Source organism: Staphylococcus sp. GDB20D11A, assembly GCF_016893255.1.
In the GTDB taxonomy this organism is placed as follows: Bacteria; Bacillota; Bacilli; order Staphylococcales; family Staphylococcaceae; genus Staphylococcus; species Staphylococcus aureus.
This window is the reverse complement of record NZ_JAFEPJ010000031.1, coordinates 1-25,070: the sequence shown is the minus strand read 5'-3', so window position 1 is coordinate 25,070 and position 25,070 is coordinate 1. Positions and strand designations below refer to the sequence as shown.

The 25,070-nt window shown below is 34.4% G+C and carries 22 protein-coding genes, 8 tRNA genes, 1 rRNA gene and 1 pseudogene; all 32 read left to right on the top strand.

The genetic code is table 11. The features are described 5' to 3' along the window. The first annotated feature begins 13 nt into the window (after positions 1-13). The 32 genes and pseudogenes from JV528_RS13350 (at position 14) to JV528_RS13195 (ending at position 24,929) form a co-directional block, all read left to right on the top strand. A complete protein-coding gene (locus JV528_RS13350; protein WP_000691771.1) occupies positions 14-394 on the top strand; it encodes a RidA family protein in 381 nt (126 codons plus the stop codon). A gap of 71 nt (positions 395-465) precedes the next feature. After that, complete coding sequence (gene spoVG / locus JV528_RS13345; RefSeq protein ID WP_000868999.1) at positions 466-768, top strand: septation regulator SpoVG; 303 nt, start codon at positions 466-468, stop codon at positions 766-768. Between the two features lie 187 nt (positions 769-955). Beyond that, a pseudogene (locus tag JV528_RS13340) lies at positions 956-1,086 on the top strand (hypothetical protein). A 22-nt stretch (positions 1,087-1,108) separates the two neighbouring features. Continuing rightward, positions 1,109-2,461 carry a bifunctional UDP-N-acetylglucosamine diphosphorylase/glucosamine-1-phosphate N-acetyltransferase GlmU gene (gene glmU / locus JV528_RS13335; protein WP_001252520.1) on the top strand — a complete coding sequence of 451 codons (1,353 nt, stop codon included), beginning with the start codon at positions 1,109-1,111 and terminating at the stop codon, positions 2,459-2,461. Positions 2,462-2,607: 146 nt separating this feature from the next. Beyond that, positions 2,608-3,573 (top strand): ribose-phosphate diphosphokinase, encoded by a 966-nt coding sequence (locus JV528_RS13330; RefSeq protein ID WP_000933774.1) that lies wholly within the window; start codon positions 2,608-2,610, stop codon positions 3,571-3,573. A gap of 149 nt (positions 3,574-3,722) precedes the next feature. Continuing rightward, positions 3,723-4,376, top strand: coding sequence for a 50S ribosomal protein L25/general stress protein Ctc (locus tag JV528_RS13325; RefSeq protein ID WP_000157650.1), 654 nt, complete (start codon positions 3,723-3,725; stop codon positions 4,374-4,376). A 310-nt stretch (positions 4,377-4,686) separates the two neighbouring features. Continuing rightward, positions 4,687-5,259 carry an aminoacyl-tRNA hydrolase gene (gene pth / locus JV528_RS13320; RefSeq protein ID WP_000649791.1) on the top strand — a complete coding sequence of 191 codons (573 nt, stop codon included), beginning with the start codon at positions 4,687-4,689 and terminating at the stop codon, positions 5,257-5,259. Beyond that, complete coding sequence (gene mfd / locus JV528_RS13315; RefSeq protein WP_204177726.1) at positions 5,259-8,765, top strand: transcription-repair coupling factor; 3,507 nt, start codon at positions 5,259-5,261, stop codon at positions 8,763-8,765. Before pth ends, mfd begins: the two co-directional genes overlap by 1 nt. Next, positions 8,755-10,281 (top strand): polysaccharide biosynthesis protein, encoded by a 1,527-nt coding sequence (locus JV528_RS13310; protein ID WP_000680749.1) that lies wholly within the window; start codon positions 8,755-8,757, stop codon positions 10,279-10,281. Before mfd ends, JV528_RS13310 begins: the two co-directional genes overlap by 11 nt. Further along, positions 10,281-11,474: a MazG nucleotide pyrophosphohydrolase domain-containing protein gene (locus JV528_RS13305; protein ID WP_000951454.1), complete on the top strand. Its 1,194-nt coding sequence runs from the start codon at positions 10,281-10,283 to the stop codon at positions 11,472-11,474. Before JV528_RS13310 ends, JV528_RS13305 begins: the two co-directional genes overlap by 1 nt. Continuing rightward, positions 11,471-11,734, top strand: coding sequence for an RNA-binding S4 domain-containing protein (locus JV528_RS13300; protein WP_001234988.1), 264 nt, complete (start codon positions 11,471-11,473; stop codon positions 11,732-11,734). Before JV528_RS13305 ends, JV528_RS13300 begins: the two co-directional genes overlap by 4 nt. Positions 11,735-11,751: 17 nt before the next feature. Then, entirely contained in the window at positions 11,752-12,144 is a 393-nt protein-coding gene (gene divIC / locus JV528_RS13295; RefSeq protein ID WP_000792417.1) for a cell division protein DivIC, read from the top strand. Between the two features lie 104 nt (positions 12,145-12,248). Next, on the top strand, positions 12,249-12,650 hold the full coding sequence (locus JV528_RS13290; RefSeq protein ID WP_000021445.1) for a S1 domain-containing RNA-binding protein: 402 nt from the start codon (positions 12,249-12,251) through the stop codon (positions 12,648-12,650). 179 nt (positions 12,651-12,829) lie between these two features. After that, a complete protein-coding gene (gene tilS / locus JV528_RS13285) occupies positions 12,830-14,125 on the top strand; it encodes a tRNA lysidine(34) synthetase TilS (protein WP_001176718.1) in 1,296 nt (431 codons plus the stop codon). Positions 14,126-14,129: 4 nt separating this feature from the next. After that, positions 14,130-14,669, top strand: a complete 540-nt coding sequence (gene hpt / locus JV528_RS13280; RefSeq protein ID WP_000551283.1) for a hypoxanthine phosphoribosyltransferase — start codon at positions 14,130-14,132, stop codon at positions 14,667-14,669. Between the two features lie 257 nt (positions 14,670-14,926). Continuing rightward, positions 14,927-17,020, top strand: coding sequence for an ATP-dependent zinc metalloprotease FtsH (ftsH, locus tag JV528_RS13275; RefSeq protein ID WP_204177725.1), 2,094 nt, complete (start codon positions 14,927-14,929; stop codon positions 17,018-17,020). 645 nt (positions 17,021-17,665) lie between these two features. After that, entirely contained in the window at positions 17,666-18,547 is an 882-nt protein-coding gene (gene hslO / locus JV528_RS13270; protein ID WP_000148605.1) for an Hsp33 family molecular chaperone HslO, read from the top strand. A gap of 178 nt (positions 18,548-18,725) precedes the next feature. Continuing rightward, a complete protein-coding gene (gene cysK, locus JV528_RS13265; RefSeq protein WP_000057594.1) occupies positions 18,726-19,658 on the top strand; it encodes a cysteine synthase A in 933 nt (310 codons plus the stop codon). 215 nt (positions 19,659-19,873) lie between these two features. After that, positions 19,874-20,677, top strand: coding sequence for a dihydropteroate synthase (folP, locus tag JV528_RS13260; RefSeq protein ID WP_000167932.1), 804 nt, complete (start codon positions 19,874-19,876; stop codon positions 20,675-20,677). After that, positions 20,655-21,020 carry a dihydroneopterin aldolase gene (folB, locus tag JV528_RS13255; RefSeq protein ID WP_001154302.1) on the top strand — a complete coding sequence of 122 codons (366 nt, stop codon included), beginning with the start codon at positions 20,655-20,657 and terminating at the stop codon, positions 21,018-21,020. Before folP ends, folB begins: the two co-directional genes overlap by 23 nt. Then, positions 21,017-21,493, top strand: a complete 477-nt coding sequence (folK, locus tag JV528_RS13250) for a 2-amino-4-hydroxy-6-hydroxymethyldihydropteridine diphosphokinase (protein WP_000613714.1) — start codon at positions 21,017-21,019, stop codon at positions 21,491-21,493. The genes folB and folK overlap by 4 nt, the downstream gene beginning before the upstream one ends. Positions 21,494-21,886: 393 nt before the next feature. Beyond that, positions 21,887-21,979, top strand: a complete 93-nt coding sequence (locus JV528_RS13245) for a hypothetical protein (protein WP_014532574.1) — start codon at positions 21,887-21,889, stop codon at positions 21,977-21,979. Between the two features lie 52 nt (positions 21,980-22,031). Next, positions 22,032-23,519 (top strand): lysine--tRNA ligase, encoded by a 1,488-nt coding sequence (lysS, locus tag JV528_RS13240; protein WP_001288194.1) that lies wholly within the window; start codon positions 22,032-22,034, stop codon positions 23,517-23,519. 557 nt (positions 23,520-24,076) lie between these two features. Next, a 5S ribosomal RNA gene (gene rrf, locus JV528_RS13235) occupies positions 24,077-24,191 on the top strand. 12 nt (positions 24,192-24,203) lie between these two features. Then, positions 24,204-24,279: transfer RNA gene (locus tag JV528_RS13230), tRNA-Val, on the top strand. A gap of 16 nt (positions 24,280-24,295) precedes the next feature. After that, a tRNA-Thr gene (locus tag JV528_RS13225) sits at positions 24,296-24,371 on the top strand. A gap of 6 nt (positions 24,372-24,377) precedes the next feature. Further along, positions 24,378-24,450, top strand: a tRNA-Lys gene (locus JV528_RS13220). Between the two features lie 33 nt (positions 24,451-24,483). After that, positions 24,484-24,558 (top strand) — tRNA-Gly (locus JV528_RS13215). 7 nt (positions 24,559-24,565) lie between these two features. Then, positions 24,566-24,654, top strand: a tRNA-Leu gene (locus JV528_RS13210). A 5-nt stretch (positions 24,655-24,659) separates the two neighbouring features. Then, a tRNA-Arg gene (locus JV528_RS13205) sits at positions 24,660-24,736 on the top strand. A 20-nt stretch (positions 24,737-24,756) separates the two neighbouring features. Continuing rightward, positions 24,757-24,830: transfer RNA gene (locus tag JV528_RS13200), tRNA-Pro, on the top strand. A 23-nt stretch (positions 24,831-24,853) separates the two neighbouring features. Further along, positions 24,854-24,929 (top strand) — tRNA-Ala (locus JV528_RS13195). Positions 24,930-25,070 lie beyond the last annotated feature (141 nt).

The following is a 25,070-nucleotide window of genomic DNA, read 5'->3' as shown; positions in this document are numbered from 1 at the left end:
GAGTTTTAGTATTATGAAAATCATTAACACAACAAGATTACCGGAAGCACTTGGACCATATTCGCATGCAACAGTTGTAAATGGTATGGTTTATACTTCTGGTCAGATTCCATTGAATGTTGATGGGAAAATCGTAAGCGCTGATGTTCAAGCACAGACAAAACAAGTTTTAGAAAATTTAAAGATTGTTTTGGAAGAAGCAGGATCTGATTTGAATTCTGTTGCGAAAGCGACCATTTTCATTAAAGATATGAATGATTTCCAAAAAATAAATGAAGTGTATGGTCAATATTTTAATGAACACAAGCCAGCGCGTAGTTGTGTAGAGGTTGCGCGATTGCCAAAAGATGTGAAAGTAGAAATTGAATTAGTAAGTAAAATTAAGGAATTATAATTTTCGATTAATATGTTTAATCAAGCTTCTAAATAAAACAGAGAGATATATACTATAGGGGGGCTCACTACATGAAAGTGACAGATGTAAGACTTAGAAAAATACAAACAGATGGACGAATGAAAGCACTCGTTTCCATTACATTAGATGAAGCTTTCGTAATTCATGATTTACGTGTAATTGAAGGAAACTCTGGCTTGTTCGTTGCAATGCCAAGTAAACGTACACCAGATGGTGAATTCCGCGACATCGCGCATCCTATTAATTCAGATATGAGACAAGAAATTCAAGATGCAGTGATGAAAGTATATGATGAAACAGATGAAGTAGTACCAGATAAAAACGCTACATCAGAAGATTCAGAAGAAGCTTAATCAATTTTATATTTAGCGATGTAATACATTTGCAATAAGTTGATTTGATACTGTCGATAAAGCATAAAGCTTTGTCGGCAGTTTTTTTAGTTTGTATTAATGTTTTTTTATGAAATGAAAGGCTAATAAATATATACGTTAACAGATTATGATGATATGAAAATTATTGATTCATTGCTGATAAAAATTGCGTTTGAATGATGCTCGTATTTTTGAAGTAAGAAAAAGTTGTTTTTAAAATTACAACGAATTAAAAACAATACCTTTTATATGTTGAAAGAGTATTGCAGATTAAATTATAATAATGACGAAGTGTAAAATTTAATGGGGGTTAATGTTCATGCGAAGACACGCGATAATTTTGGCAGCAGGTAAAGGCACAAGAATGAAATCTAAAAAGTATAAAGTGCTACACGAGGTTGCTGGGAAACCTATGGTCGAACATGTATTGGAAAGTGTGAAAGGCTCTGGTGTCGATCAAGTTGTAACCATCGTAGGACATGGTGCTGAAAGTGTAAAAGGACATTTAGGCGAGCGTTCTTTATACAGTTTTCAAGAGGAACAACTCGGTACTGCGCATGCAGTGCAAATGGCGAAATCACACTTAGAAGACAAGGAAGGTACGACGATCGTTGTATGTGGTGATACACCGCTCATCACAAAGGAAACATTAGAAACATTGATTGCGCATCACGAGGATGCTAATGCTCAAGCAACTGTATTATCTGCATCGATTCAACAACCATATGGATACGGAAGAATCGTTCGAAATGCGTCAGGTCGTTTAGAACGCATAGTTGAAGAGAAAGATGCAACGCATGCTGAAAAGGATATTAATGAAATTAGTTCAGGTATTTTTGCGTTTAATAATAAAACGTTGTTTGAAAAATTAACACAAGTGAAAAATGATAATGCGCAAGGTGAATATTACCTCCCTGATGTATTGTCGTTAATTTTAAATGATGGCGGCATCGTAGAAGTCTATCGTACCAATGATGTTGAAGAAATCATGGGTGTAAATGATCGTGTAATGCTTAGTCAGGCTGAGAAGGCGATGCAACGTCGTACCAATCATTATCACATGTTAAATGGTGTGACAATCATCGATCCTGACAGCACTTTTATTGGTCCAGACGTTATAATTGGTAGTGATACAGTCATTGAACCAGGCGTACGAATTAATGGCCGTACAGAAATTGGCGAAGATGTTGTTATTGGTCAGTACTCTGAAATTAACAATAGTACGATTGAAAATGGTGCATGTATTCAACAGTCTGTTGTTAATGATGCTAGCGTAGGAGCGAATACTAAGGTCGGACCGTTTGCGCAATTGAGACCAGGCGCGCAATTAGGTGCAGATGTTAAGGTTGGAAATTTTGTAGAAATTAAAAAAGCAGATCTTAAAGATGGTGCCAAGGTTTCACATTTAAGTTATATTGGTGATGCTGTAATTGGCGAACGTACTAATATTGGTTGCGGAACGATTACAGTTAACTATGATGGTGAAAATAAATTTAAAACTATCGTCGGCAAAGATTCATTTGTAGGTTGCAATGTTAATTTAGTAGCACCTGTAACAATTGGTGATGCTGTATTGGTGGCAGCTGGTTCCACAATCACAGATGACGTACCAAATGACAGTTTAGCTGTGGCAAGAGCAAGACAAACAACAAAAGAAGGATATAGGAAATAATCATTTACGTATTTAAAATGGCTAGGATAAAAGGATAATCCTATGTAATATTAATGTAATCTTTATGATTTAATGATTCGCATAGTAATGGAGTTACATTTTATATATAATAGTAATTGCGTAAGTAAATAATTGGAGGACTATAAATGTTAAATAATGAATATAAGAATTCGTCATTAAAGATTTTTTCATTGAAAGGAAACGAAGCATTAGCGCAAGAAGTTGCTGACCAAGTAGGAATTGAACTAGGTAAATGTTCAGTTAAACGTTTTAGTGATGGAGAAATTCAAATTAATATCGAAGAGAGTATTCGTGGTTGTGACGTATTTATTATTCAACCAACATCATATCCTGTGAATCTACATTTAATGGAATTATTAATTATGATTGATGCTTGTAAACGTGCTTCTGCAGCAACAATCAATATTGTAGTGCCATATTATGGATATGCAAGACAAGATAGAAAAGCCCGTAGCCGTGAGCCAATCACTGCTAAATTAGTTGCAAACTTAATCGAAACAGCTGGCGCAACTCGTATGATTGCGTTAGACTTACATGCACCACAAATTCAAGGATTCTTTGATATTCCAATTGACCACTTAATGGGTGTGCCAATTCTTGCTAAACATTTCAAAGATGATCCGAATATTAACCCAGAAGAATGTGTCGTTGTTTCACCAGACCATGGCGGTGTTACACGTGCACGTAAATTAGCTGACATTTTAAAAACTCCAATTGCAATTATAGATAAACGTCGTCCTAGACCAAATGTTGCTGAAGTGATGAACATTGTTGGTGAGATTGAAGGACGTACGGCAATTATTATTGACGATATAATTGATACAGCAGGTACAATCACTTTAGCTGCACAAGCATTAAAAGATAAAGGTGCTAAAGAAGTATATGCTTGTTGTACACACCCTGTTTTATCAGGACCGGCTAAAGAACGTATCGAAAATTCTGCTATAAAAGAATTAATCGTAACAAACTCAATTCATTTAGATGAAGATCGCAAACCATCTAACACTAAAGAATTATCTGTTGCTGGTTTAATCGCACAAGCTATCATTCGTGTATACGAAAGAGAATCAGTTAGCGTATTATTTGACTAATATTTAAAAGGCGTTTGACGAACATATTCCAAACGTGTATAATAGTTTCGTTCGTGATTATACGAATAAATAAACACTTGCAAGCAACGATTATGTTGATGGGTAAGTGAGGTGCTCGTTTTGAGCAAAAATGAAAGGTGGAAATGAGAATGGCTTCATTAAAGTCAATCATCCGTCAAGGTAAACAAACACGTTCAGATCTTAAACAATTAAGAAAATCTGGTAAAGTACCAGCAGTAGTATACGGTTACGGTACTAAAAACGTGTCAGTTAAAGTTGATGAAGTAGAATTCATCAAAGTTATCCGTGAAGTAGGTCGTAACGGTGTTATCGAATTAGGCGTTGGCTCTAAAACTATCAAAGTTATGGTTGCAGACTACCAATTCGATCCACTTAAAAACCAAATTACTCACATTGACTTCTTAGCAATCAATATGAGTGAAGAACGTACTGTTGAAGTACCAGTTCAATTAGTTGGTGAAGCAGTAGGCGCTAAAGAAGGCGGCGTAGTTGAACAACCATTATTCAACTTAGAAGTAACTGCTACTCCAGACAATATTCCAGAAGCAATCGAAGTAGACATTACTGAATTAAACATTAACGACAGCTTAACTGTTGCTGATGTTAAAGTAACTGGCGACTTCAAAATCGAAAACGATTCAGCTGAATCAGTAGTAACAGTAGTTGCTCCAACTGAAGAACCAACTGAAGAAGAAATCGAAGCTATGGAAGGCGAACAACAAACTGAAGAACCAGAAGTTGTTGGCGAAAGCAAAGAAGACGAAGAAAAAACTGAAGAGTAATTTTAATCTGTTACATTAAAGTTTTTATACTTTGTTTAACAAGCACTGTGCTTATTTTAATATAAGCATGGTGCTTTTTGTGTTATTATAAAGCTTAATTAAACTTTATTGCTTTGTACTAAAGTTAAATTAATTTTAGTGAGTAAAAGACATTAAACTCAACAATGATACATCATAAAAATTTTAATGTACTTGATTTTAAAATACATACTTACTAAGCTAAAGAATAATGATAATTGATGGCAATGGCGGAAAATAGATGTTGTCATTATAATAATAAATGAAACAATTATGTTGGAGGTAAACACGCATGAAATGTATTGTAGGTCTAGGTAATATAGGTAAACGTTTTGAACTTACAAGACATAATATCGGCTTTGAAGTCGTTGATTATATTTTAGAGAAAAATAATTTTTCATTAGATAAACAAAAGTTTAAAGGTGCATATACAATTGAACGAATGAACGGAGATAAAGTGTTATTTATCGAACCAATGACAATGATGAATTTGTCAGGTGAAGCAGTTGCACCGATTATGGATTATTATAATGTTAATCCAGAAGATTTAATTGTCTTATATGATGATTTAGATTTAGAACAAGGACAAGTTCGCTTAAGACAAAAAGGAAGTGCGGGCGGTCACAATGGTATGAAATCAATTATTAAAATGCTTGGTACAGACCAATTTAAACGTATTCGTATTGGTGTGGGAAGACCAACAAATGGTATGACGGTACCTGATTATGTTTTACAACGCTTTTCAAATGATGAAATGGTAACGATGGAAAAAGTTATCGAACACGCAGCACGCGCAATTGAAAAGTTTGTTGAAACATCAAGATTTGACCATGTTATGAATGAATTTAATGGTGAAGTGAAATAATGACAATATTGACAACACTTATAAAAGAAGATAATCATTTTCAAGACCTTAATCAGGTATTTGGACAAGCAAACACACTAGTAACTGGTCTTTCCCCGTCAGCTAAAGTGACTATGATTGCTGAAAAATATGCACAAAGTAATCAACAGTTATTATTAATTACCAATAATTTATACCAAGCAGATAAATTAGAAACAGATTTACTTCAATTTGTAGATGCTGAAGAATTGTATAAGTATCCTGTGCAAGATATTATGACCGAAGAGTTTTCAACACAAAGCCCTCAACTGATGAGTGAACGTATTAGAACTTTAACTGCGTTAGCTCAAGGTAAGAAAGGGTTATTTATCGTTCCTTTAAATGGTTTGAAAAAGTGGTTAACTCCTGTTGAAATGTGGCAAAATCACCAAATGACATTGCGTGTTGGTGAGGATATCGATGTGGACCAATTTCTTAACAAATTAGTTAATATGGGGTACAAGCGGGAACCCGTGGTATCGCATATTGGTGAATTCTCATTGCGAGGAGGTATTATCGACATCTTTCCGCTAATTGGGGAACCAATCAGAATTGAGCTATTTGATACCGAAATTGATTCTATTCGGGATTTTGATGTTGAAACGCAGCGTTCAAAAGATAATATTAAAGAAGTCGATATAACAACTGCAAGTGATTATATCATTACTGAAGAAGTGATTAGACATCTTAAAGAAGAGTTAAAAAGTGCATATGAAAATACAAGACCCAAAATAGATAAATCAGTGCGCAATGATCTGAAAGAAACGTATGAAAGCTTTAAATTATTCGAAAGTACATACTTTGATCATCAAATACTACGTCGTTTAGTAGCGTTTATGTATGAAACACCTTCGACAATTATTGATTATTTCCAAAAAGATGCAATCATTGCGGTTGATGAATTTAATCGTATTAAAGAAACTGAAGAAAGTTTAACAGTAGAGTCTGATTCGTTTATTAGCAATATTATTGAAAGTGGTAATGGATTTATAGGACAAAATTTTATAAAATATGATGATTTTGAAACATTGATTGAAGGCTATCCTGTCACTTATTTTTCATTATTCGCTACAACAATGCCGATAAAACTAAATCATATTATTAAATTTTCATGTAAACCTGTCCAACAATTTTATGGGCAATATGATATTATGCGTTCTGAATTTCAACGATATGTTAATCAAAACTATCATATCGTGGTTTTGGTCGAAACCGAAACTAAAGTTGAACGTATGCAAGCGATGTTAAGAGAAATGCATATTCCATCAATAACAAAATTGCATCGCTCAATGTCATCGGGGCAAGCAGTGATTATTGAAGGCAGTTTATCTGAAGGATTTGAACTACCTGATATGGGATTAGTTGTCATTACTGAGCGTGAGCTTTTTAAATCAAAACAGAAAAAGCAACGAAAACGTACGAAAGCTATCTCAAATGCTGAAAAAATTAAGTCTTACCAAGATTTAAATGTGGGAGATTATATTGTTCATGTGCATCATGGTGTTGGTAGATATTTAGGTGTTGAGACGCTCGAAGTAGGGCAAACACATCGTGATTATATTAAATTGCAATATAAAGGTACGGATCAACTATTTGTTCCAGTAGATCAAATGGATCAAGTTCAAAAATATGTAGCTTCGGAAGATAAGACGCCAAAATTAAATAAACTCGGTGGCAGTGAATGGAAAAAAACAAAAGCTAAAGTTCAACAAAGTGTTGAAGATATTGCTGAAGAGTTGATTGATTTATATAAAGAAAGAGAAATGGCAGAAGGTTATCAATATGGGGAAGACACAGCTGAGCAAACAACATTTGAATTAGATTTTCCATATGAACTTACGCCTGACCAAGCGAAATCTATCGATGAAATTAAAGATGACATGCAAAAATCGCGTCCAATGGATCGCTTGCTATGTGGTGATGTTGGTTATGGTAAAACTGAAGTTGCAGTGAGAGCAGCATTCAAAGCTGTAATGGAAGGAAAGCAGGTTGCATTTTTAGTTCCTACAACTATTTTAGCTCAACAACATTATGAGACGTTAATTGAGCGTATGCAGGATTTTCCTGTTGAAATTCAATTAATGAGTCGTTTTAGAACGCCTAAAGAGATAAAACAAACTAAGGAAGGACTTAAAACTGGGTTTGTTGACATAGTGGTTGGTACACACAAATTACTTAGTAAAGATATACAGTATAAAGATTTAGGGCTGTTGATTGTAGATGAAGAACAACGATTTGGTGTACGCCATAAAGAGCGTATTAAAACATTAAAACATAATGTAGATGTACTAACTTTGACTGCAACTCCAATACCTAGAACATTGCATATGAGTATGCTAGGTGTGCGCGATTTGTCAGTGATTGAAACGCCGCCAGAAAATCGTTTCCCAGTTCAAACATATGTATTAGAACAGAACATGAGTTTTATCAAAGAAGCTTTAGAAAGAGAACTATCTCGTGATGGCCAAGTATTTTATCTTTATAATAAAGTGCAATCCATTTATGAAAAACGAGAACAACTCCAGATGTTAATGCCAGATGCTAACATTGCAGTTGCTCATGGACAAATGACAGAGCGCGATTTAGAAGAAACGATGTTAAGTTTTATCAATAATGAATATGATATTTTAGTAACGACGACGATTATTGAAACAGGTGTCGATGTCCCAAATGCAAATACTTTGATCATTGAAGATGCAGATCGCTTTGGATTGAGTCAGTTGTATCAATTAAGAGGTCGTGTTGGTCGTTCAAGTCGTATTGGTTATGCATACTTCTTACATCCAGCAAATAAGGTACTAACTGAGACTGCAGAAGATCGATTACAAGCGATTAAAGAATTTACGGAGTTAGGCTCAGGATTTAAGATTGCGATGCGTGATTTGAACATTCGTGGTGCTGGTAATTTGTTAGGTAAACAACAGCACGGCTTTATTGATACAGTTGGATTTGATTTGTACAGTCAAATGTTAGAAGAAGCTGTAAATGAAAAACGTGGTATTAAGGAACCAGAATCTGAGGTGCCAGAAGTCGAAGTTGATTTAAACTTGGATGCATATTTGCCAACAGAATATATTGCAAATGAACAAGCTAAAATTGAAATTTATAAAAAGCTACGAAAAACTGAAACATTTGATCAAATTATCGACATTAAAGATGAATTAATTGATCGTTTCAATGATTATCCTGTTGAAGTAGCACGTTTGCTTGATATAGTGGAAATAAAAGTACACGCATTACATTCAGGTATCACGTTGATTAAAGATAAAGGGAAAATAATTGATATTCATTTATCTGTAAAAGCCACTGAAAATATTGATGGCGAAGTGCTTTTCAAAGCAACACAACCTTTAGGTAGAACAATGAAGGTTGGTGTTCAAAATAATGCAATGACAATTACTTTAACGAAACAAAATCAATGGCTTGATAGTTTGAAGTTCTTAGTTAAGTGCATTGAAGAAAGTATGAGAATCAGTGATGAAGCATAAAGAAGCATTTAATGGCGTTGTCGTGTTAACTGCTGCATTAATTGTCATTAAAATTCTGAGTGCTGTATATCGAATTCCATATCAAAATATATTAGGCGATACAGGTTTGTATGCATATCAACAAGTGTATCCAATTGTAGCATTAGGAATGATATTATCGATGAATGCCATTCCTAGTGCAATTACACAAAATATAGGGAAGTATCATAGTGACGAGGCATATGCAAAAGCGGTCGCTTATATACAATTAGTTGGTATATTATTATTTATTGCTATTTTTGTGTTTGCGAGCAATATTGCACATATGATGGGTGATAGCCATTTAACACCTATGATTCAAGCTGCAAGTTTTAGCTTTATATTTATAGGTATGCTTGGCGTGTTAAGAGGTTATTATCAATCTGCAAATAATATGACAGTTCCGGCTATTTCCCAGGTTATAGAACAAGTTATACGAGTAGGTATTATTATTGTTACTATTGTTGTTTTTGTAGATAGAGGTTGGACGATATATGAAGCGGGAACAATTGCTATTTTAGCATCAACGATAGGTTTTTTCGGTTCTTCAATTTATTTAGTAGCGCACCGACCTTTTAAGTTTAAAATGGTAAATAACACTGCAAAGATCGTTTGGAAACAGTTCGCACTTTCGGTTTTGATTTTCGCTATCAGTCAATTAATCGTAATTTTATGGCAAGTGATTGATAGCGTTACTATTATTAAGTCACTTCAAGCGATACGCGTGCCATTCGATGTTGCCATAACCGAAAAAGGAGTCTATGACCGTGGTGCATCATTTATTCAGATGGGATTGATTGTAACTACAACATTTAGTTTTGCGCTCATTCCTCTGTTAAGTGAGGCAATCAAAATGAATAATCAGGTACTTATGAATCGTTATGCAAATGCGTCATTAAAGATTACGATTTTAATAAGTACAGCAGCGGGAATAGGATTAATTAATTTATTGCCTTTAATGAACGGTGTGTTTTTTAAGACGAATGATTTAACCTTAACGTTAAGCGTTTATATGATTACGGTCATTTGTGTATCATTAATTATGATGGATATGGCATTATTACAAGCTCAACATGCTGTGAGACCTATTTTTGTTGGTATGACGGCAGGATTGGTTATTAAATTTATACTTAATATCATTTTGATTCGTTTAAGTGGCATTATTGGTGCGAGCATGAGTACTGTTGTATCATTAATTATATTCGGTACGATTATCCATATTGCTGTCACGAGAAAATACCACTTACATGCGATGAGACGATTTTTTATCAATGTTGTTTTAGGTATGGTATTTATGTCGATAGTTGTTCAATGCGTGTTAAACATAGTGACAACACACGGTAGAATCACTGGACTCATTGAATTATTATGTGCAGCAGTATTAGGTATCATTGCATTGTTTTTCTATATTTTTAGATTTAATGTTTTGACATATAAAGAGTTAACTTATTTACCATTTGGTTCAAAGTTGTATCAAATTAAGAAAGGAAGACGTTGATGGCACATACCATTACGATTGTTGGCTTAGGAAACTATGGCATTGATGATTTGCCGCTAGGGATATATAAATTTTTAAAGACACAAGATAAAGTTTATGCAAGAACGTTAGATCATCCAGTTATAGAATCATTGCAAGATGAATTAACATTTCAGAGTTTTGACCATGTTTATGAAACACATGACCAATTTGAAGATGTCTATAATGATATTGTGGCGCAATTGGTTGAAGCTGCTAATGAAAAAGATATTGTCTATGCGGTTCCGGGTCACCCTAGAGTTGCTGAGACAACTACAGTGAAATTACTGGCTTTAGCAAAGGACAATACTGATATAGATGTGAAAGTTTTAGGTGGGAAAAGCTTTATTGATGATGTTTTTGAAGCAGTTAATGTAGATCCGAATGATGGCTTCACACTGTTAGATGCGACATCATTACAAGAAGTAACACTTAATGTTAGAACGCATACATTGATTACGCAAGTTTATAGTGCAATGGTTGCTGCTAATTTGAAAATCACTTTAATGGAACGATATCCTGATGATTACCCTGTTCAAATTGTCACTGGTGCACGAAGCGATGGTGCGGATAACGTTGTGACATGCCCATTATATGAATTGGATCATGATGAAAATGCATTCAATAATTTGACGAGTGTATTCGTACCAAAAATCACAACACCGACATATTTGTATCATGACTTTGATTTTGCAACGGAAGTGATTGATACTTTAGTTGATGAAGATAAGGGTTGTCCATGGGATAAAGTGCAAACGCATGAAACGCTTAAACGTTATTTACTTGAAGAAACATTTGAATTGTTCGAAGCTATTGACAATGAAGATGATTGGCATATGATTGAAGAACTAGGAGATATTTTATTACAAGTGTTATTGCATACTAGTATTGGTAAAAAAGAAGGGTATATCGACATTAAAGAAGTGATTACAAGTCTTAATGCTAAAATGATTCGTAGACACCCACACATATTTGGTGATGCTAATGCTGAAACTATCGATGACTTAAAAGAAATTTGGTCTAAGGCGAAAGATGCTGAAGGTAAACAGCCAAGAGTTAAATTTGAAAAAGTATTTGCAGAGCATTTTTTAAATTTATATGAGAAGACGAAGGATAAGTCATTTGATGAGGCCGCGTTAAAGCAGTGGCTAGAAAAAGGGGAGAGTAATACATGAGATTAGATAAATATTTAAAAGTATCACGGTTAATAAAGCGACGTACGCTAGCAAAAGAGGTAAGTGATCAAGGTAGAATTACAATAAATGGTAATGTTGCTAAAGCTGGATCGGATGTTAAAGTTGAAGATGTGCTGACGATTCGCTTTGGTCAAAAATTAGTAACAGTTAAAGTAACTGCATTAAATGAACATGCATCTAAAGATAACGCGAAGGGCATGTATGAAATCATTGAAGAGCGTCGACTTGAAGAAGCGTAAATTGGAGGTGACAAGCAATGAAAAATAAAGTAGAACATATAGAAAATCAGTACACGTCGCAAGAGAACAAGAAAAAACAACGTCAAAAAATGAAAATGCGTGTTGTTCGTAGGCGTATTACAGTATTTGCGGGCGTATTACTTGCGATAATTGTTGTTTTATCAATCTTGCTTGTTGTCCAAAAACATCGCAATGATATTGATGCACAGGAGCGAAAAGCGAAAGAAGCACAGTTTCAAAAGCAACAAAATGAAGAAATTGCGTTAAAAGAAAAGTTGAATAATCTGAATGACAAAGATTACATTGAAAAAATTGCGCGTGATGATTATTACTTAAGCAACAAAGGTGAAGTGATTTTTAGGTTGCCAGAAGACAAAGATTCGTCTAGCTCAAAATCTTCGAAAAAATAAATCCAAATTGATTCAAAATTATCCGAGTATAGACATTGTGAAAAAATCCAAACAAGGATATAATAAGGGAAAATCGAATCAAATCGGGAGGATTTATTTAACATATGTCAATCGAAGTTGGAAATAAGCTTAAAGGTAAAGTCACTGGTATTAAAAAGTTTGGTGCATTCGTAGAATTACCTGAAGGAAAAAGTGGTTTAGTTCACATTAGTGAAGTCGCAGATAATTATGTTGAAAACGTAGAAGAGCACCTTTCTGTTGGTGATGAAGTAGACGTAAAAGTATTATCTATTGCTGATGATGGAAAAATTAGTCTTTCAATTAAGAAAGCTAAAGACCGTCCACGTAGACAACATACGAGTAAACCAAGTCATCAAAAACCAGTGCAAAAAGCCGAAGATTTTGAAAAGAAATTAAGCAATTTCTTAAAAGATAGTGAAGATAAATTAACTTCAATCAAACGTCAAACAGAATCTAGACGCGGTGGCAAAGGTTCTAGACGTTAATTAAAATAAATAAAGACTGTTTCGATAAGGAATATATTTAGAATGATGCGTATCGAATAATCGATTGCAGCGTTAGACAATCTAAGACTGTTTCTTAAATAAGGAGCAGTCTCTTTTATTTGTAATGATATAACTAAGACTTATACCATTTTTGAAAATTGTAAAAGTGAGGTGATGTTATGCAGTTAAATAGTAATGGTTGGCATGTTGATGACCATATTGTTGTCGCTGTTTCTACAGGTATTGATAGTATGTGTTTATTGTATCAACTACTAAATGATTATAAAGATAGTTATAGAAAACTAACATGTTTACATGTCAATCATGGCGTTAGGTCAGCTTCAATCGAGGAAGCCAGATTTTTAGAAGCATACTGCGAACGTCATCACATCGATTTACATATCAAAAAGTTGGATTTGTCGCATAGTCTCAATCGAAATAACAGCATTCAGAATGAAGCTCGAATTAAACGTTACGAATGGTTTGATGAAATGATGAATGTATTAGAAGCGGATGTATTGCTAACGGCGCATCATTTGGATGATCAATTAGAAACTATTATGTATCGCATTTTTAATGGGAAATCAACGCGTAATAAACTAGGATTTGATGAGTTGTCGAAGCGGAAAGGTTATCAGATTTATCGACCACTTTTAGCTGTCTCTAAAAAAGAAATAAAACAATTCCAAGAGAGATATCATATACCATATTTTGAAGATGAATCTAATAAAGATAACAAATATGTTAGAAATGATATTCGTAATAGAATTATTCCAGCTATTGATGAAAATAATCAACTTAAAGTATCGCATTTATTAAAATTAAAACAATGGCATGATGAACAATATGATATTTTGCAATATTCAGCTAAACAATTTATTCAAGAATTTGTGAAGTTTGATGAACAGTCAAAATATTTAGAGGTTTCTAGACAAGCTTTTAATAACTTACCAAACTCATTAAAGATGGTTGTGTTGGATTGCCTATTATCAAAGTATTATGAGTTGTTTAATATTAGTGCTAAAACATACGAAGAGTGGTTTAAACAATTTAGTAGTAAGAAAGCACAATTCAGTATTAATCTCACGGATAAATGGATAATTCAAATCGCATATGGTAAATTAATAATAATGGCTAAAAATAATGGCGATACATATTTTAGAGTTCAAACTATTGAAAAGCCAGGTAATTATATTTTTAACAAATATCGATTAGAGATACATTCTAATTTACCAAAATGTTTATTTCCGCTTTCAGTGAGAACACGACAAAGTGGCGATACATTTAAACTGAATGGGCGCGATGGTTATAAGAAAGTGAATCGTCTGTTTATAGATTGTAAAGTGCAACAGTGGGTTCGGGATCAAATGCCAATCGTATTGGATAAACAACAGCGCATTATTGCGGTAGGAGATTTATATCAACAACAAACAATAAAACAATGGATTATAATTAGTAAAAATGGAGATGAATAGCGTTATGCATAATGATTTGAAAGAAGTATTGTTAACTGAAGAAGATATTCAAAATATCTGTAAGGAATTGGGAGCACAATTAACAAAGGATTATCAAGGTAAACCATTAGTATGCGTGGGTATCTTAAAAGGCTCAGCAATGTTTATGTCAGATTTAATTAAACGAATTGATACACATTTATCAATTGATTTCATGGATGTTTCTAGTTATCACGGAGGCACTGAGTCAACTGGTGAAGTTCAAATCATTAAAGATTTAGGTTCTTCTATTGAAAATAAAGACGTATTAATTATTGAAGATATCTTAGAGACTGGTACTACACTTAAGTCAATTACTGAATTATTACAATCTAGAAAAGTTAATTCATTAGAAATAGTTACTTTATTAGATAAACCAAACCGTCGTAAAGCGGACATTGAAGCTAAGTATGTAGGTAAAAAAATACCAGATGAATTTGTTGTTGGTTACGGTTTAGATTATCGTGAATTATACCGAAACTTACCATATATCGGTACGTTAAAACCTGAAGTGTATTCAAATTAATTTTTTAATCAATTTCAGTTATTATTACTATGCGTTTGAGAAATAATAGTGTAGACTCAAAAATATGAAAAATGTATTTCATATATATTTAATTTTAGACAAGACATATGTCTTAAAAAGTTGGAAAATATAGAGATTGATAAAACTAACACAGGGTGTGAATGACATTGATGTTAAGCTCAATTACTAGCTTATAAAACATGTCATATGTTACAATTTTTGTTAGTTTTATTATGGGAAGTAGGAGGAAATGACGCATGCAGAAAGCTTTTCGCAATGTGCTAGTTATCGTAATAATAGGCGTTATTATTTTTGGTCTATTTTCATATTTAAACGGTAATGGAAATATGCCGAAACAGCTTACATATAATCAATTTACAGAGAAGTTGGAAAAAGGTGACCTTAAAACTTTAGAAATCCAACCACAACAAAATGTCTATATGGTAAGTGGTAAAACGAAAAATGATGAAGACTATTCATCAACTATTTTATATAACAACGAAAAAGAATTACAAAAAATTACTGATGCTGCTAAAAAGCAAAACGGTGTAAAATTAACGATTAAAGAAGAAGAAAAACAAAGTGTCTTTGTGAGTATACTTTCAACATTAATTCCAGTTGTAGTCATAGCGTTATTATTTATTTTCTTCCTAAGCCAAGCGCAAGGTGGCGGTAGTGGCGGTCGTATGATGAACTTTGGTAAATCTAAAGCAAAAATGTACGATAATAATAAACGTCGTGTTCGTTTCTCTGATGTAGCAGGGGCAGATGAAGAAAAACAAGAATTAATTGAAATTGTTGATTTCTTGAAAGATAATAAAAAATTCAAAGAAATGGGATCTAGGATTCCTAAAGGTGTCTTACTTGTTGGACCTCCAGGTACTGGTAAAACATTACTTGCTAGAGCGGTTGCAGGTGAAGCAGGCGCACCATTCTTCTCTATTAGTGGTTCAGACTTTGTAGAGATGTTTGTTGGTGTTGGTGCGAGCCGTGTTCGTGACTTATTCGATAATGCTAAGAAAAACGCGCCTTGTATCATCTTTATCGATGAGATTGATGCTGTTGGTCGTCAACGTGGTGCAGGTGTTGGTGGCGGTCATGATGAACGTGAACAAACCCTAAACCAATTATTAGTTGAAATGGATGGATTCGGTGAAAATGAAGGTATCATTATGATAGCTGCTACAAACCGTCCTGATATCCTTGACCCAGCCTTATTACGTCCAGGTCGTTTTGATAGACAAATTCAAGTTGGTCGTCCAGATGTGAAAGGCCGTGAAGCAATTCTTCATGTTCATGCTAAAAATAAACCACTTGATGAAACGGTTGATTTAAAAGCAATTTCACAACGTACACCTGGTTTCTCAGGTGCTGATTTAGAGAACTTATTAAATGAAGCATCTTTAATTGCTGTACGTGAAGGTAAAAAGAAAATTGACATGAGAGATATCGAAGAGGCAACGGATAGAGTTATAGCTGGACCTGCTAAGAAATCTCGAGTTATTTCTAAGAAAGAACGTAATATTGTTGCTCATCACGAAGCTGGTCATACAATTATCGGTATGGTACTTGATGAGGCAGAAGTAGTGCATAAAGTTACTATTGTTCCACGTGGACAAGCAGGTGGTTATGCAATGATGCTACCTAAACAAGATCGTTTCTTAATGACTGAACAAGAGTTATTAGATAAAATCTGTGGTTTACTTGGTGGACGTGTATCAGAAGATATTAACTTTAACGAAGTATCAACAGGTGCTTCAAATGACTTCGAACGTGCAACACAAATCGCACGCTCAATGGTTACGCAATATGGTATGAGTAAAAAATTAGGACCATTACAGTTCGGTCATAGCAATGGTCAAGTATTCTTAGGCAAAGATATGCAAGGTGAGCCTAATTATTCAAGCCAAATCGCATATGAAATTGATAAAGAAGTTCAACGAATCGTTAAAGAACAATACGAACGTTGTAAACAAATTTTATTAGAGCACAAAGAACAATTAATTTTAATTGCTGAAACATTATTAACAGAAGAAACATTAGTTGCTGAACAAATTCAATCATTATTCTACGAAGGTAAATTACCTGAAATTGATTATGATGCAGCTAAAGTTGTTAAAGATGAAGATTCTGAATTTAATGATGGTAAATTCGGTAAATCTTATGAAGAGATTCGTAAAGAGCAATTAGAAGATGGACAACGTGACGAAAGTGAAGATCGTAAAGAAGAAAAAGATATTGCTGAGGATAAAAAAGAAGCTGATAAATCTGATGAAAAAGATGAACCAGCACATCGACAAGCCCCAAATATCGAAAAACTTTACGATCCAAATAACCCAGACAATAAATAATCGATTATATTCAGTACCTCTTTCTATGATAAAGTTATAGAAAGAGGTACTTTTATGATTTAAGGAATACGAGCCTGAGACATAAATCAATGTTCAATGCTCTACAAAGTTGTATTGGCAGTAGTTGACTGAACGAAAATGCGCTTGTAACAAGCTTTTTTCAATTCTAGTCGGGGCCCCAAACAAAGAGAAATTGGATTCCCAATTTCTACAGGCAATGCGAGTTGGGGTGTGGGCCCCAACTCAGAAGCTGACCAAAAGTCAGCTTACGATAATGTGCAAGTTGGGGTGTGGGCCCCAACATAGAAGCTGTCGGAAAGTCAGCATACAATAATGTGCAAGTTGGCGGGGCCCCAACACAGAGAATTTCGAAATGAAATTCTACAGACAATGCAAGTTGGGGTGGGGGCCCCAACACAGAGGATTTCGAAAAGAAATTCTACAGACAATGCAAGTTGGGGTGGGACGACGAAATAAATTCTTTGAAAATATCATTTCTCTCCCACTCCCATTATGGCACGAATAATTAATAATCAAACAAGTTGCTTCATTATTTAGAATGATGGGTGTAGAATAAGTACAATTGTTGCATTTTATGAAGTAAAGTAATTTTTAAAATATAGAGTAATAGAGGAGATTGAAATAATGACACACGATTATATTGTTAAAGCATTAGCATTTGATGGGGAGATTAGGGCTTATGCTGCTTTGACAACTGAAACTGTTCAAGAAGCACAAACGAGACATTATACATGGCCGACAGCATCTGCTGCAATGGGAAGAACAATGACAGCAACAGCTATGATGGGCGCAATGTTGAAAGGTGATCAAAAATTAACTGTCACTGTAGATGGCCAAGGACCTATTGGACGAATTATTGCCGATGCAAATGCTAAAGGCGAGGTGCGTGCTTATGTAGACCATCCACAAACTCATTTTCCATTAAATGAGCAAGGTAAACTTGATGTAAGACGAGCAGTAGGGACAAATGGATCTATTATGGTTGTTAAAGACGTTGGAATGAAAGACTATTTCTCTGGAGCAAGTCCAATTGTTTCAGGAGAACTTGGTGAAGATTTTACTTATTATTATGCTACAAGTGAACAAACACCTTCATCGGTAGGTCTTGGTGTATTGGTAAATCCTGATAATACGATTAAAGCAGCAGGAGGATTTATCATTCAAGTTATGCCAGGTGCCAAAGATGAAACAATTTCAAAATTAGAAAAAGCAATTAGTGAAATGACGCCAGTTTCTAAATTAATTGAACAAGGATTAACGCCAGAAGGATTACTAAACGAAATCTTAGGTGAAGACCATGTGCAAATTTTAGAGAAAATGCCTGTTCAATTTGAATGTAATTGTAGTCATGAGAAATTTTTAAATGCTATTAAAGGATTGGGCGAGGCTGAGATTCAAAATATGATTAAAGAAGATCATGGTGCTGAAGCAGTATGTCATTTCTGTGGAAATAAATATAAATATACTGAAGAAGAATTAAACGTGTTGCTAGAAAGTTTAGCGTAATTTAATTTAAATCAATACGCTAAAATGTTTATTTTTAGCGGTTTAGTGAAATGTAGAACTAAATAGTTGTATAATCCTTATTGATTTTGTTTGCTTTCTAGAATTTATTTGATAAAATAATTCTATATCCGATAAATAAACTAAGATTTCAACAACTAACTAAAAAGGAGTGTTCTTAATGGCACAAAAACCAGTAGATAATATTACTCAAATTATTGGCGGTACACCGGTAGTCAAATTGAGAAATGTAGTAGATGACAATGCAGCAGATGTTTATGTAAAATTGGAATATCAAAATCCAGGTGGTTCTGTAAAGGATAGAATTGCTTTAGCAATGATTGAAAAAGCAGAGCGAGAAGGTAAAATTAAACCTGGCGATACAATTGTAGAACCAACAAGTGGTAATACAGGTATCGGTTTAGCATTTGTATGTGCTGCTAAAGGATATAAAGCAGTATTTACTATGCCTGAAACAATGAGCCAAGAGCGTCGTAATTTATTAAAAGCATACGGTGCGGAATTAGTTTTAACGCCTGGATCAGAAGCGATGAAAGGTGCAATTAAAAAAGCTAAAGAATTAAAAGAAGAACATGGTTACTTCGAGCCACAACAATTTGAAAACCCTGCGAACCCTGAAGTTCATGAGTTAACTACAGGTCCTGAGTTATTACAACAATTTGAAGGGAAAACTATCGATGCGTTCCTAGCTGGTGTTGGTACTGGTGGTACGTTATCTGGTGTAGGTAAAGTTCTGAAAAAAGAATATCCTAACATCGAAATTGTTGCTATAGAGCCTGAGGCTTCTCCAGTATTGAGCGGTGGTGAGCCAGGTCCACATAAATTACAAGGTTTAGGTGCTGGATTTATTCCAGGTACTTTGAATACAGAAATCTATGACAGTATTATTAAAGTAGGAAATGATACAGCGATGGAAATGTCTCGTCGAGTTGCTAAAGAGGAAGGTATTTTAGCAGGTATTTCATCAGGTGCTGCGATTTATGCTGCCATTCAAAAAGCAAAAGAATTAGGAAAAGGTAAAACAGTAGTAACAGTATTGCCGAGTAATGGTGAGCGCTACTTATCAACACCTTTATATTCATTCGATGACTAATTAAAGTCATTTAAAAGAGTGAGTTATCTTTTTGAGATAACTTGCTCTTTTTTTCTACCATGTATAATTTTAAAAATATGAGCGTTAAATTAAACATTTTTCTGATAAAAACATCCAGTGAATGATAAGATAATAAACGTACATACTAATAACTAGTAAATCGCAGAAGTAAATTTTATTAGAGTTAAACAATACATAATTAAAGGGTGGTTAACATGACTAAAACAAAAATTATGGGCATATTAAACGTCACACCTGATTCATTCTCAGATGGTGGAAAATTTAATAATGTTGAATCAGCAGTAACTAGAGTGAAAGCGATGATGGATGAAGGTGCTGACATTATAGATGTTGGAGGTGTTTCAACGAGACCCGGCCATGAAATGATTTCATTAGAAGAAGAGCTGAACAGAGTATTACCTGTTGTTGAAGCTATTGTCGGTTTTGATGTAAAAATTTCGGTTGATACTTTTCGTAGTGAAGTTGCTGAAGCTTGTTTAAAGCTAGGTGTTGATATTATTAATGATCAATGGGCAGGCCTTTATGATCATCGCATGTTTCAAGTTGTAGCCAAATACGATGCGGAAATTGTTTTAATGCATAATGGCAATGGTAATCGTGATGAACCGGTTGTCGAAGAAATGTTAACATCTTTGTTAGCACAAGCACATCAAGCTAAAATAGCTGGTATACCTTCAAATAAAATTTGGCTAGATCCAGGTATAGGTTTCGCTAAAACTAGAAATGAAGAAGCCGAAGTTATGGCAAGACTGGATGAACTTGTTGCAACAGAATATCCAGTTTTATTAGCGACTAGCCGGAAACGTTTCACTAAAGAGATGATGGGTTATGATACAACACCGGTTGAAAGAGATGAAGTAACTGCAGCTACGACTGCATATGGTATTATGAAAGGCGTTAGAGCGGTACGCGTTCATAATGTCGAGTTGAATGCTAAATTAGCTAAAGGTATAGATTTTTTAAAGGAGAATGAAAATGCAAGACACAATCTTTCTTAAAGGTATGCGCTTTTATGGATATCATGGTGCTTTATCAGCTGAAAATGAAATAGGGCAAATTTTCAAAGTGGATGTAACTTTGAAAGTAGACTTAGCTGAAGCTGGTCGTACTGATAATGTTATTGATACAGTTCATTATGGTGAAGTGTTCGAAGAGGTTAAATCAATTATGGAAGGTAAGGCCGTTAATTTACTTGAGCATCTAGCTGAACGTATTGCAAATCGTATAAATTCACAATATAATCGTGTAATGGAAACGAAAGTGAGAATTACTAAAGAAAACCCACCGATTCCGGGTCATTATGATGGAGTAGGTATCGAAATAGTGAGGGAGAATAAATGATTCAAGCATACTTAGGGTTAGGTAGTAATATTGGCGATAGAGAAAGCCAGTTAAACGATGCTATAAAGATTTTGAATGAATATGATGGTATTAATGTATTTAATATTTCTCCGATTTATGAAACAGCACCAGTTGGGTATACTGAGCAACCTAACTTTTTAAATTTGTGTGTTGAAATTCAAACAACACTCACAGTATTACAACTGTTGGAATGTTGTTTGAAGACAGAAGAATGTTTACACCGTGTTAGAAAGGAACGATGGGGTCCTAGAACTTTAGATGTGGATATTTTGTTGTATGGAGAAGAAATGATAGATCTACCAAAACTGTCGGTGCCACATCCGAGAATGAATGAACGTGCATTTGTTTTAATCCCATTAAATGATATAGCAGCAAATGTCATAGAACCACGTTCGAAATTGAAAGTGAAAGATTTAGTTTTTGTCGATGACAGTGTAAAGAGATATAAATAATGTATTGTTGAGAACATTCATATTTATTGGGAATAGATGATTGATTATTGGAGATGTTTCCGCATTTTGATTATCTCTAAATGCATTTGATTTCGAATTAGTATATGATGATTTAGTATGTGTTAGAATTAAGTTATTTCATAAAATCAAAGTAAGCAATATTTGATAAATTGCTGTAATTTATTTGGGGTTTTGTTGAAGTTTGTGGAAGATAATTTTTATACATTTACTTAGGGTTGTATTAATGATAATCGTATTTTAAATGAATAAGTAATTCATAAACGAAAACAGAAATTGCTTTATTACATTTACAACCTCTTGTAAAATTAAAAAAGTGATAAAATTGATGTTATGAATATAAGAAAACATGCCACATCATAACTTTAAGGTGTAATGGTTAATGATAAAGTATTAGAAGCATCGAAAGAGATGTATGTTGAGCAAAAATGTCTGATATTTTATAAAACTTTAAAGGAAAATGTTTGAGTGTACCAGTTGGAATACTAAAGGATTACAACAAGTTAAAGGAGAGAAAGTTATGTCAGAAGAAATGAATGACCAAATGTTGGTTCGACGTCAAAAATTACAAGAATTATATGATCTTGGTATAGACCCGTTTGGTTCTAAATTTGACCGTTCAGGTTTATCTAGTGATTTGAAAGAAGATTGGGACCAGTATTCTAAAGAAGAATTGGTAGAAAAAGAAGCGGATAGTCATGTCGCTATAGCTGGACGATTAATGACTAAGCGTGGTAAAGGTAAAGCAGGATTTGCACACGTTCAGGACTTAGCTGGACAAATTCAAATTTACGTTCGTAAAGATCAAGTTGGCGATGACGAATTTGATTTATGGAAAAATGCTGATTTAGGCGATATCGTTGGTGTTGAAGGTGTAATGTTCAAAACAAATACTGGCGAATTATCGGTTAAAGCGAAGAAATTCACGCTACTAACTAAATCATTGCGACCATTACCGGATAAATTCCACGGTTTACAGGATATTGAACAGAGATATCGTCAAAGATATTTAGATTTAATTACGAACGAAGATAGCACTCGTACATTTATTAATCGTAGTAAAATCATTCAAGAAATGCGTAATTATTTAAATAATAAAGGTTTCTTGGAAGTAGAAACACCTATGATGCACCAAATTGCTGGTGGCGCAGCTGCTAGACCATTTGTAACACATCATAATGCATTAGATGCAACGTTATACATGCGTATTGCTATTGAGTTGCATTTGAAACGTTTAATTGTCGGTGGACTTGAAAAAGTATATGAAATTGGTAGAGTATTCCGTAATGAAGGTGTATCAACTAGACATAACCCTGAATTCACAATGATTGAATTATATGAAGCATATGCAGATTATCATGACATTATGGATTTAACAGAATCTATGGTGAGACATATTGCCAATGAAGTATTAGGTTCTGCAAAAGTACAATATAATGGGGAAACGATTGATTTAGAATCTGCATGGACTCGTTTGCATATTGTTGATGCTGTAAAAGAAGCTACTGGTGTAGATTTTTATGAAGTTAAAAGTGATGAAGAAGCTAAAGCTTTAGCTAAAGAACATGGTATTGAAATTAAAGATACAATGAAATATGGTCATATTTTAAATGAATTCTTTGAGCAAAAAGTTGAAGAAACACTTATTCAGCCAACGTTTATCTATGGTCATCCGACTGAAATTTCACCTTTAGCGAAGAAAAATCCTGAAGATCCTAGATTTACTGATCGTTTCGAATTGTTCATTGTAGGTAGAGAGCATGCAAATGCATTTACTGAATTAAATGATCCTATTGATCAAAAAGGTCGTTTTGAAGCGCAACTTGTTGAAAAAGCACAAGGTAATGATGAAGCGCATGAAATGGATGAAGATTACATTGAAGCGTTAGAATATGGTATGCCTCCGACAGGTGGTCTTGGTATCGGGATTGACAGATTAGTTATGTTATTAACTGACTCTCCATCAATCAGAGACGTATTATTATTCCCTTATATGAGACAAAAATAAATGACGTTGATTGTTAGTAAGAGCTCTCGTGTATACAACATGTGTATGCGAGGGTTTTCTTAATTATGGTAATTAGTTCGTGTTTGAATGTTTTTAATAGCAATAGTTAACGATAATGGTGCTATTTTTGACTGTTAAACAAGGTAGTTAGCTGATAGATGAAAATGACGATACGTATATAGAGTAGTTCTGATGAGAAATGTTAACGATAGACATTGAGATATCTTATAACAAAAATTGCTATATTAGTATAATTTATCTTAATCAGCTATAAAAGTACTTTAAAATTGTATAGAATGTGTATGGTTTTGTACATATGTGTATGATAGAATACTAAAAGTGTTATGAATTAGAGAGCACGAGAAATGTCAGTTTTGAAGAATAAAAAAGTTGATTAAAAGTGTTGACTTTATCAATTGAATGAAGTAATATATAAAAGTCGTCAAAAACAGACGAAACACACTAAAAGCTGATGTGACAAAGTTCACAACAAAGTGTAAAATTAACTATTGCGCCTTATTAATTAAGTGTGTATCATAAATAAGTAAGTTATTTTGTCTGGTGACTATAGCAAGGAGGTCACACCTGTTCCCATGCCGAACACAGAAGTTAAGCTCCTTAGCGTCGATGGTAGTCGAACTTACGTTCCGCTAGAGTAGAACGTTGCCAGGCAAATGACAAATCGGAGAATTAGCTCAGCTGGGAGAGCATCTGCCTTACAAGCAGAGGGTCGGCGGTTCGAACCCGTCATTCTCCACCATTTATTCTTACATATAGCCGGCCTAGCTCAATTGGTAGAGCAACTGACTTGTAATCAGTAGGTTGGGGGTTCAAGTCCTCTGGCCGGCACCATCTTTTGAGCCATTAGCTCAGCTGGTAGAGCATCTGACTTTTAATCAGAGGGTCAGAGGTTCGAATCCTCTATGGCTCATTACGATTTAATTTTTATATTTAGCAAAATAATGCAGAAGTAGTTCAGCGGTAGAATACAACCTTGCCAAGGTTGGGGTCGCGGGTTCGAATCCCGTCTTCTGCTCCATTATTTTGCCGGGGTGGCGGAATTGGCAGACGCACAGGACTTAAAATCCTGCGGTGAGAGATCACCGTACCGGTTCGATTCCGGTCCTCGGCACCATTTTAGCGCCCGTAGCTCAATTGGATAGAGCGTTTGACTACGGATCAAGAGGTTATGGGTTCGACTCCTATCGGGCGCGCCATTTTTAAATTAATTGAATAACGGGAAGTAGCTCAGCTTGGTAGAGCACTTGGTTTGGGACCAAGGGGTCGCAGGTTCGAATCCTGTCTTCCCGATTACTTCTTAAATTCCATTTTATGGGGGCTTAGCTCAGCTGGGAGAGCGCCTGCTTTGCACGCAGGAGGTCAGCGGTTCGATCCCGCTAGTCTCCACCATTTATTTTTACACGATGAACATTGAAAACTGAATGACAATATGTCAACGTTAATTCCAAAAAAACGTAACTATAAGTTACAAACATTATTTAGTATTTATGAGCTAATCAAACATCATAATTTTATGGAGAGTTTGATCCT

Coding starts and splice junctions, on each gene's coding strand:
- JV528_RS13350 (WP_000691771.1), top strand. CDS start 14: ATGAAAATCATTAACACAACAAGATTACCGGAAGCACTTGGACCATAT.
- spoVG (WP_000868999.1), top strand. CDS start 466: ATGAAAGTGACAGATGTAAGACTTAGAAAAATACAAACAGATGGACGA.
- glmU (WP_001252520.1), top strand. CDS start 1,109: ATGCGAAGACACGCGATAATTTTGGCAGCAGGTAAAGGCACAAGAATG.
- JV528_RS13330 (WP_000933774.1), top strand. CDS start 2,608: ATGTTAAATAATGAATATAAGAATTCGTCATTAAAGATTTTTTCATTG.
- JV528_RS13325 (WP_000157650.1), top strand. CDS start 3,723: ATGGCTTCATTAAAGTCAATCATCCGTCAAGGTAAACAAACACGTTCA.
- pth (WP_000649791.1), top strand. CDS start 4,687: ATGAAATGTATTGTAGGTCTAGGTAATATAGGTAAACGTTTTGAACTT.
- mfd (WP_204177726.1), top strand. CDS start 5,259: ATGACAATATTGACAACACTTATAAAAGAAGATAATCATTTTCAAGAC.
- JV528_RS13310 (WP_000680749.1), top strand. CDS start 8,755: ATGAAGCATAAAGAAGCATTTAATGGCGTTGTCGTGTTAACTGCTGCA.
- JV528_RS13305 (WP_000951454.1), top strand. CDS start 10,281: ATGGCACATACCATTACGATTGTTGGCTTAGGAAACTATGGCATTGAT.
- JV528_RS13300 (WP_001234988.1), top strand. CDS start 11,471: ATGAGATTAGATAAATATTTAAAAGTATCACGGTTAATAAAGCGACGT.
- divIC (WP_000792417.1), top strand. CDS start 11,752: ATGAAAAATAAAGTAGAACATATAGAAAATCAGTACACGTCGCAAGAG.
- JV528_RS13290 (WP_000021445.1), top strand. CDS start 12,249: ATGTCAATCGAAGTTGGAAATAAGCTTAAAGGTAAAGTCACTGGTATT.
- tilS (WP_001176718.1), top strand. CDS start 12,830: ATGCAGTTAAATAGTAATGGTTGGCATGTTGATGACCATATTGTTGTC.
- hpt (WP_000551283.1), top strand. CDS start 14,130: ATGCATAATGATTTGAAAGAAGTATTGTTAACTGAAGAAGATATTCAA.
- ftsH (WP_204177725.1), top strand. CDS start 14,927: ATGCAGAAAGCTTTTCGCAATGTGCTAGTTATCGTAATAATAGGCGTT.
- hslO (WP_000148605.1), top strand. CDS start 17,666: ATGACACACGATTATATTGTTAAAGCATTAGCATTTGATGGGGAGATT.
- cysK (WP_000057594.1), top strand. CDS start 18,726: ATGGCACAAAAACCAGTAGATAATATTACTCAAATTATTGGCGGTACA.
- folP (WP_000167932.1), top strand. CDS start 19,874: ATGACTAAAACAAAAATTATGGGCATATTAAACGTCACACCTGATTCA.
- folB (WP_001154302.1), top strand. CDS start 20,655: ATGCAAGACACAATCTTTCTTAAAGGTATGCGCTTTTATGGATATCAT.
- folK (WP_000613714.1), top strand. CDS start 21,017: ATGATTCAAGCATACTTAGGGTTAGGTAGTAATATTGGCGATAGAGAA.
- JV528_RS13245 (WP_014532574.1), top strand. CDS start 21,887: ATGGTTAATGATAAAGTATTAGAAGCATCGAAAGAGATGTATGTTGAG.
- lysS (WP_001288194.1), top strand. CDS start 22,032: ATGTCAGAAGAAATGAATGACCAAATGTTGGTTCGACGTCAAAAATTA.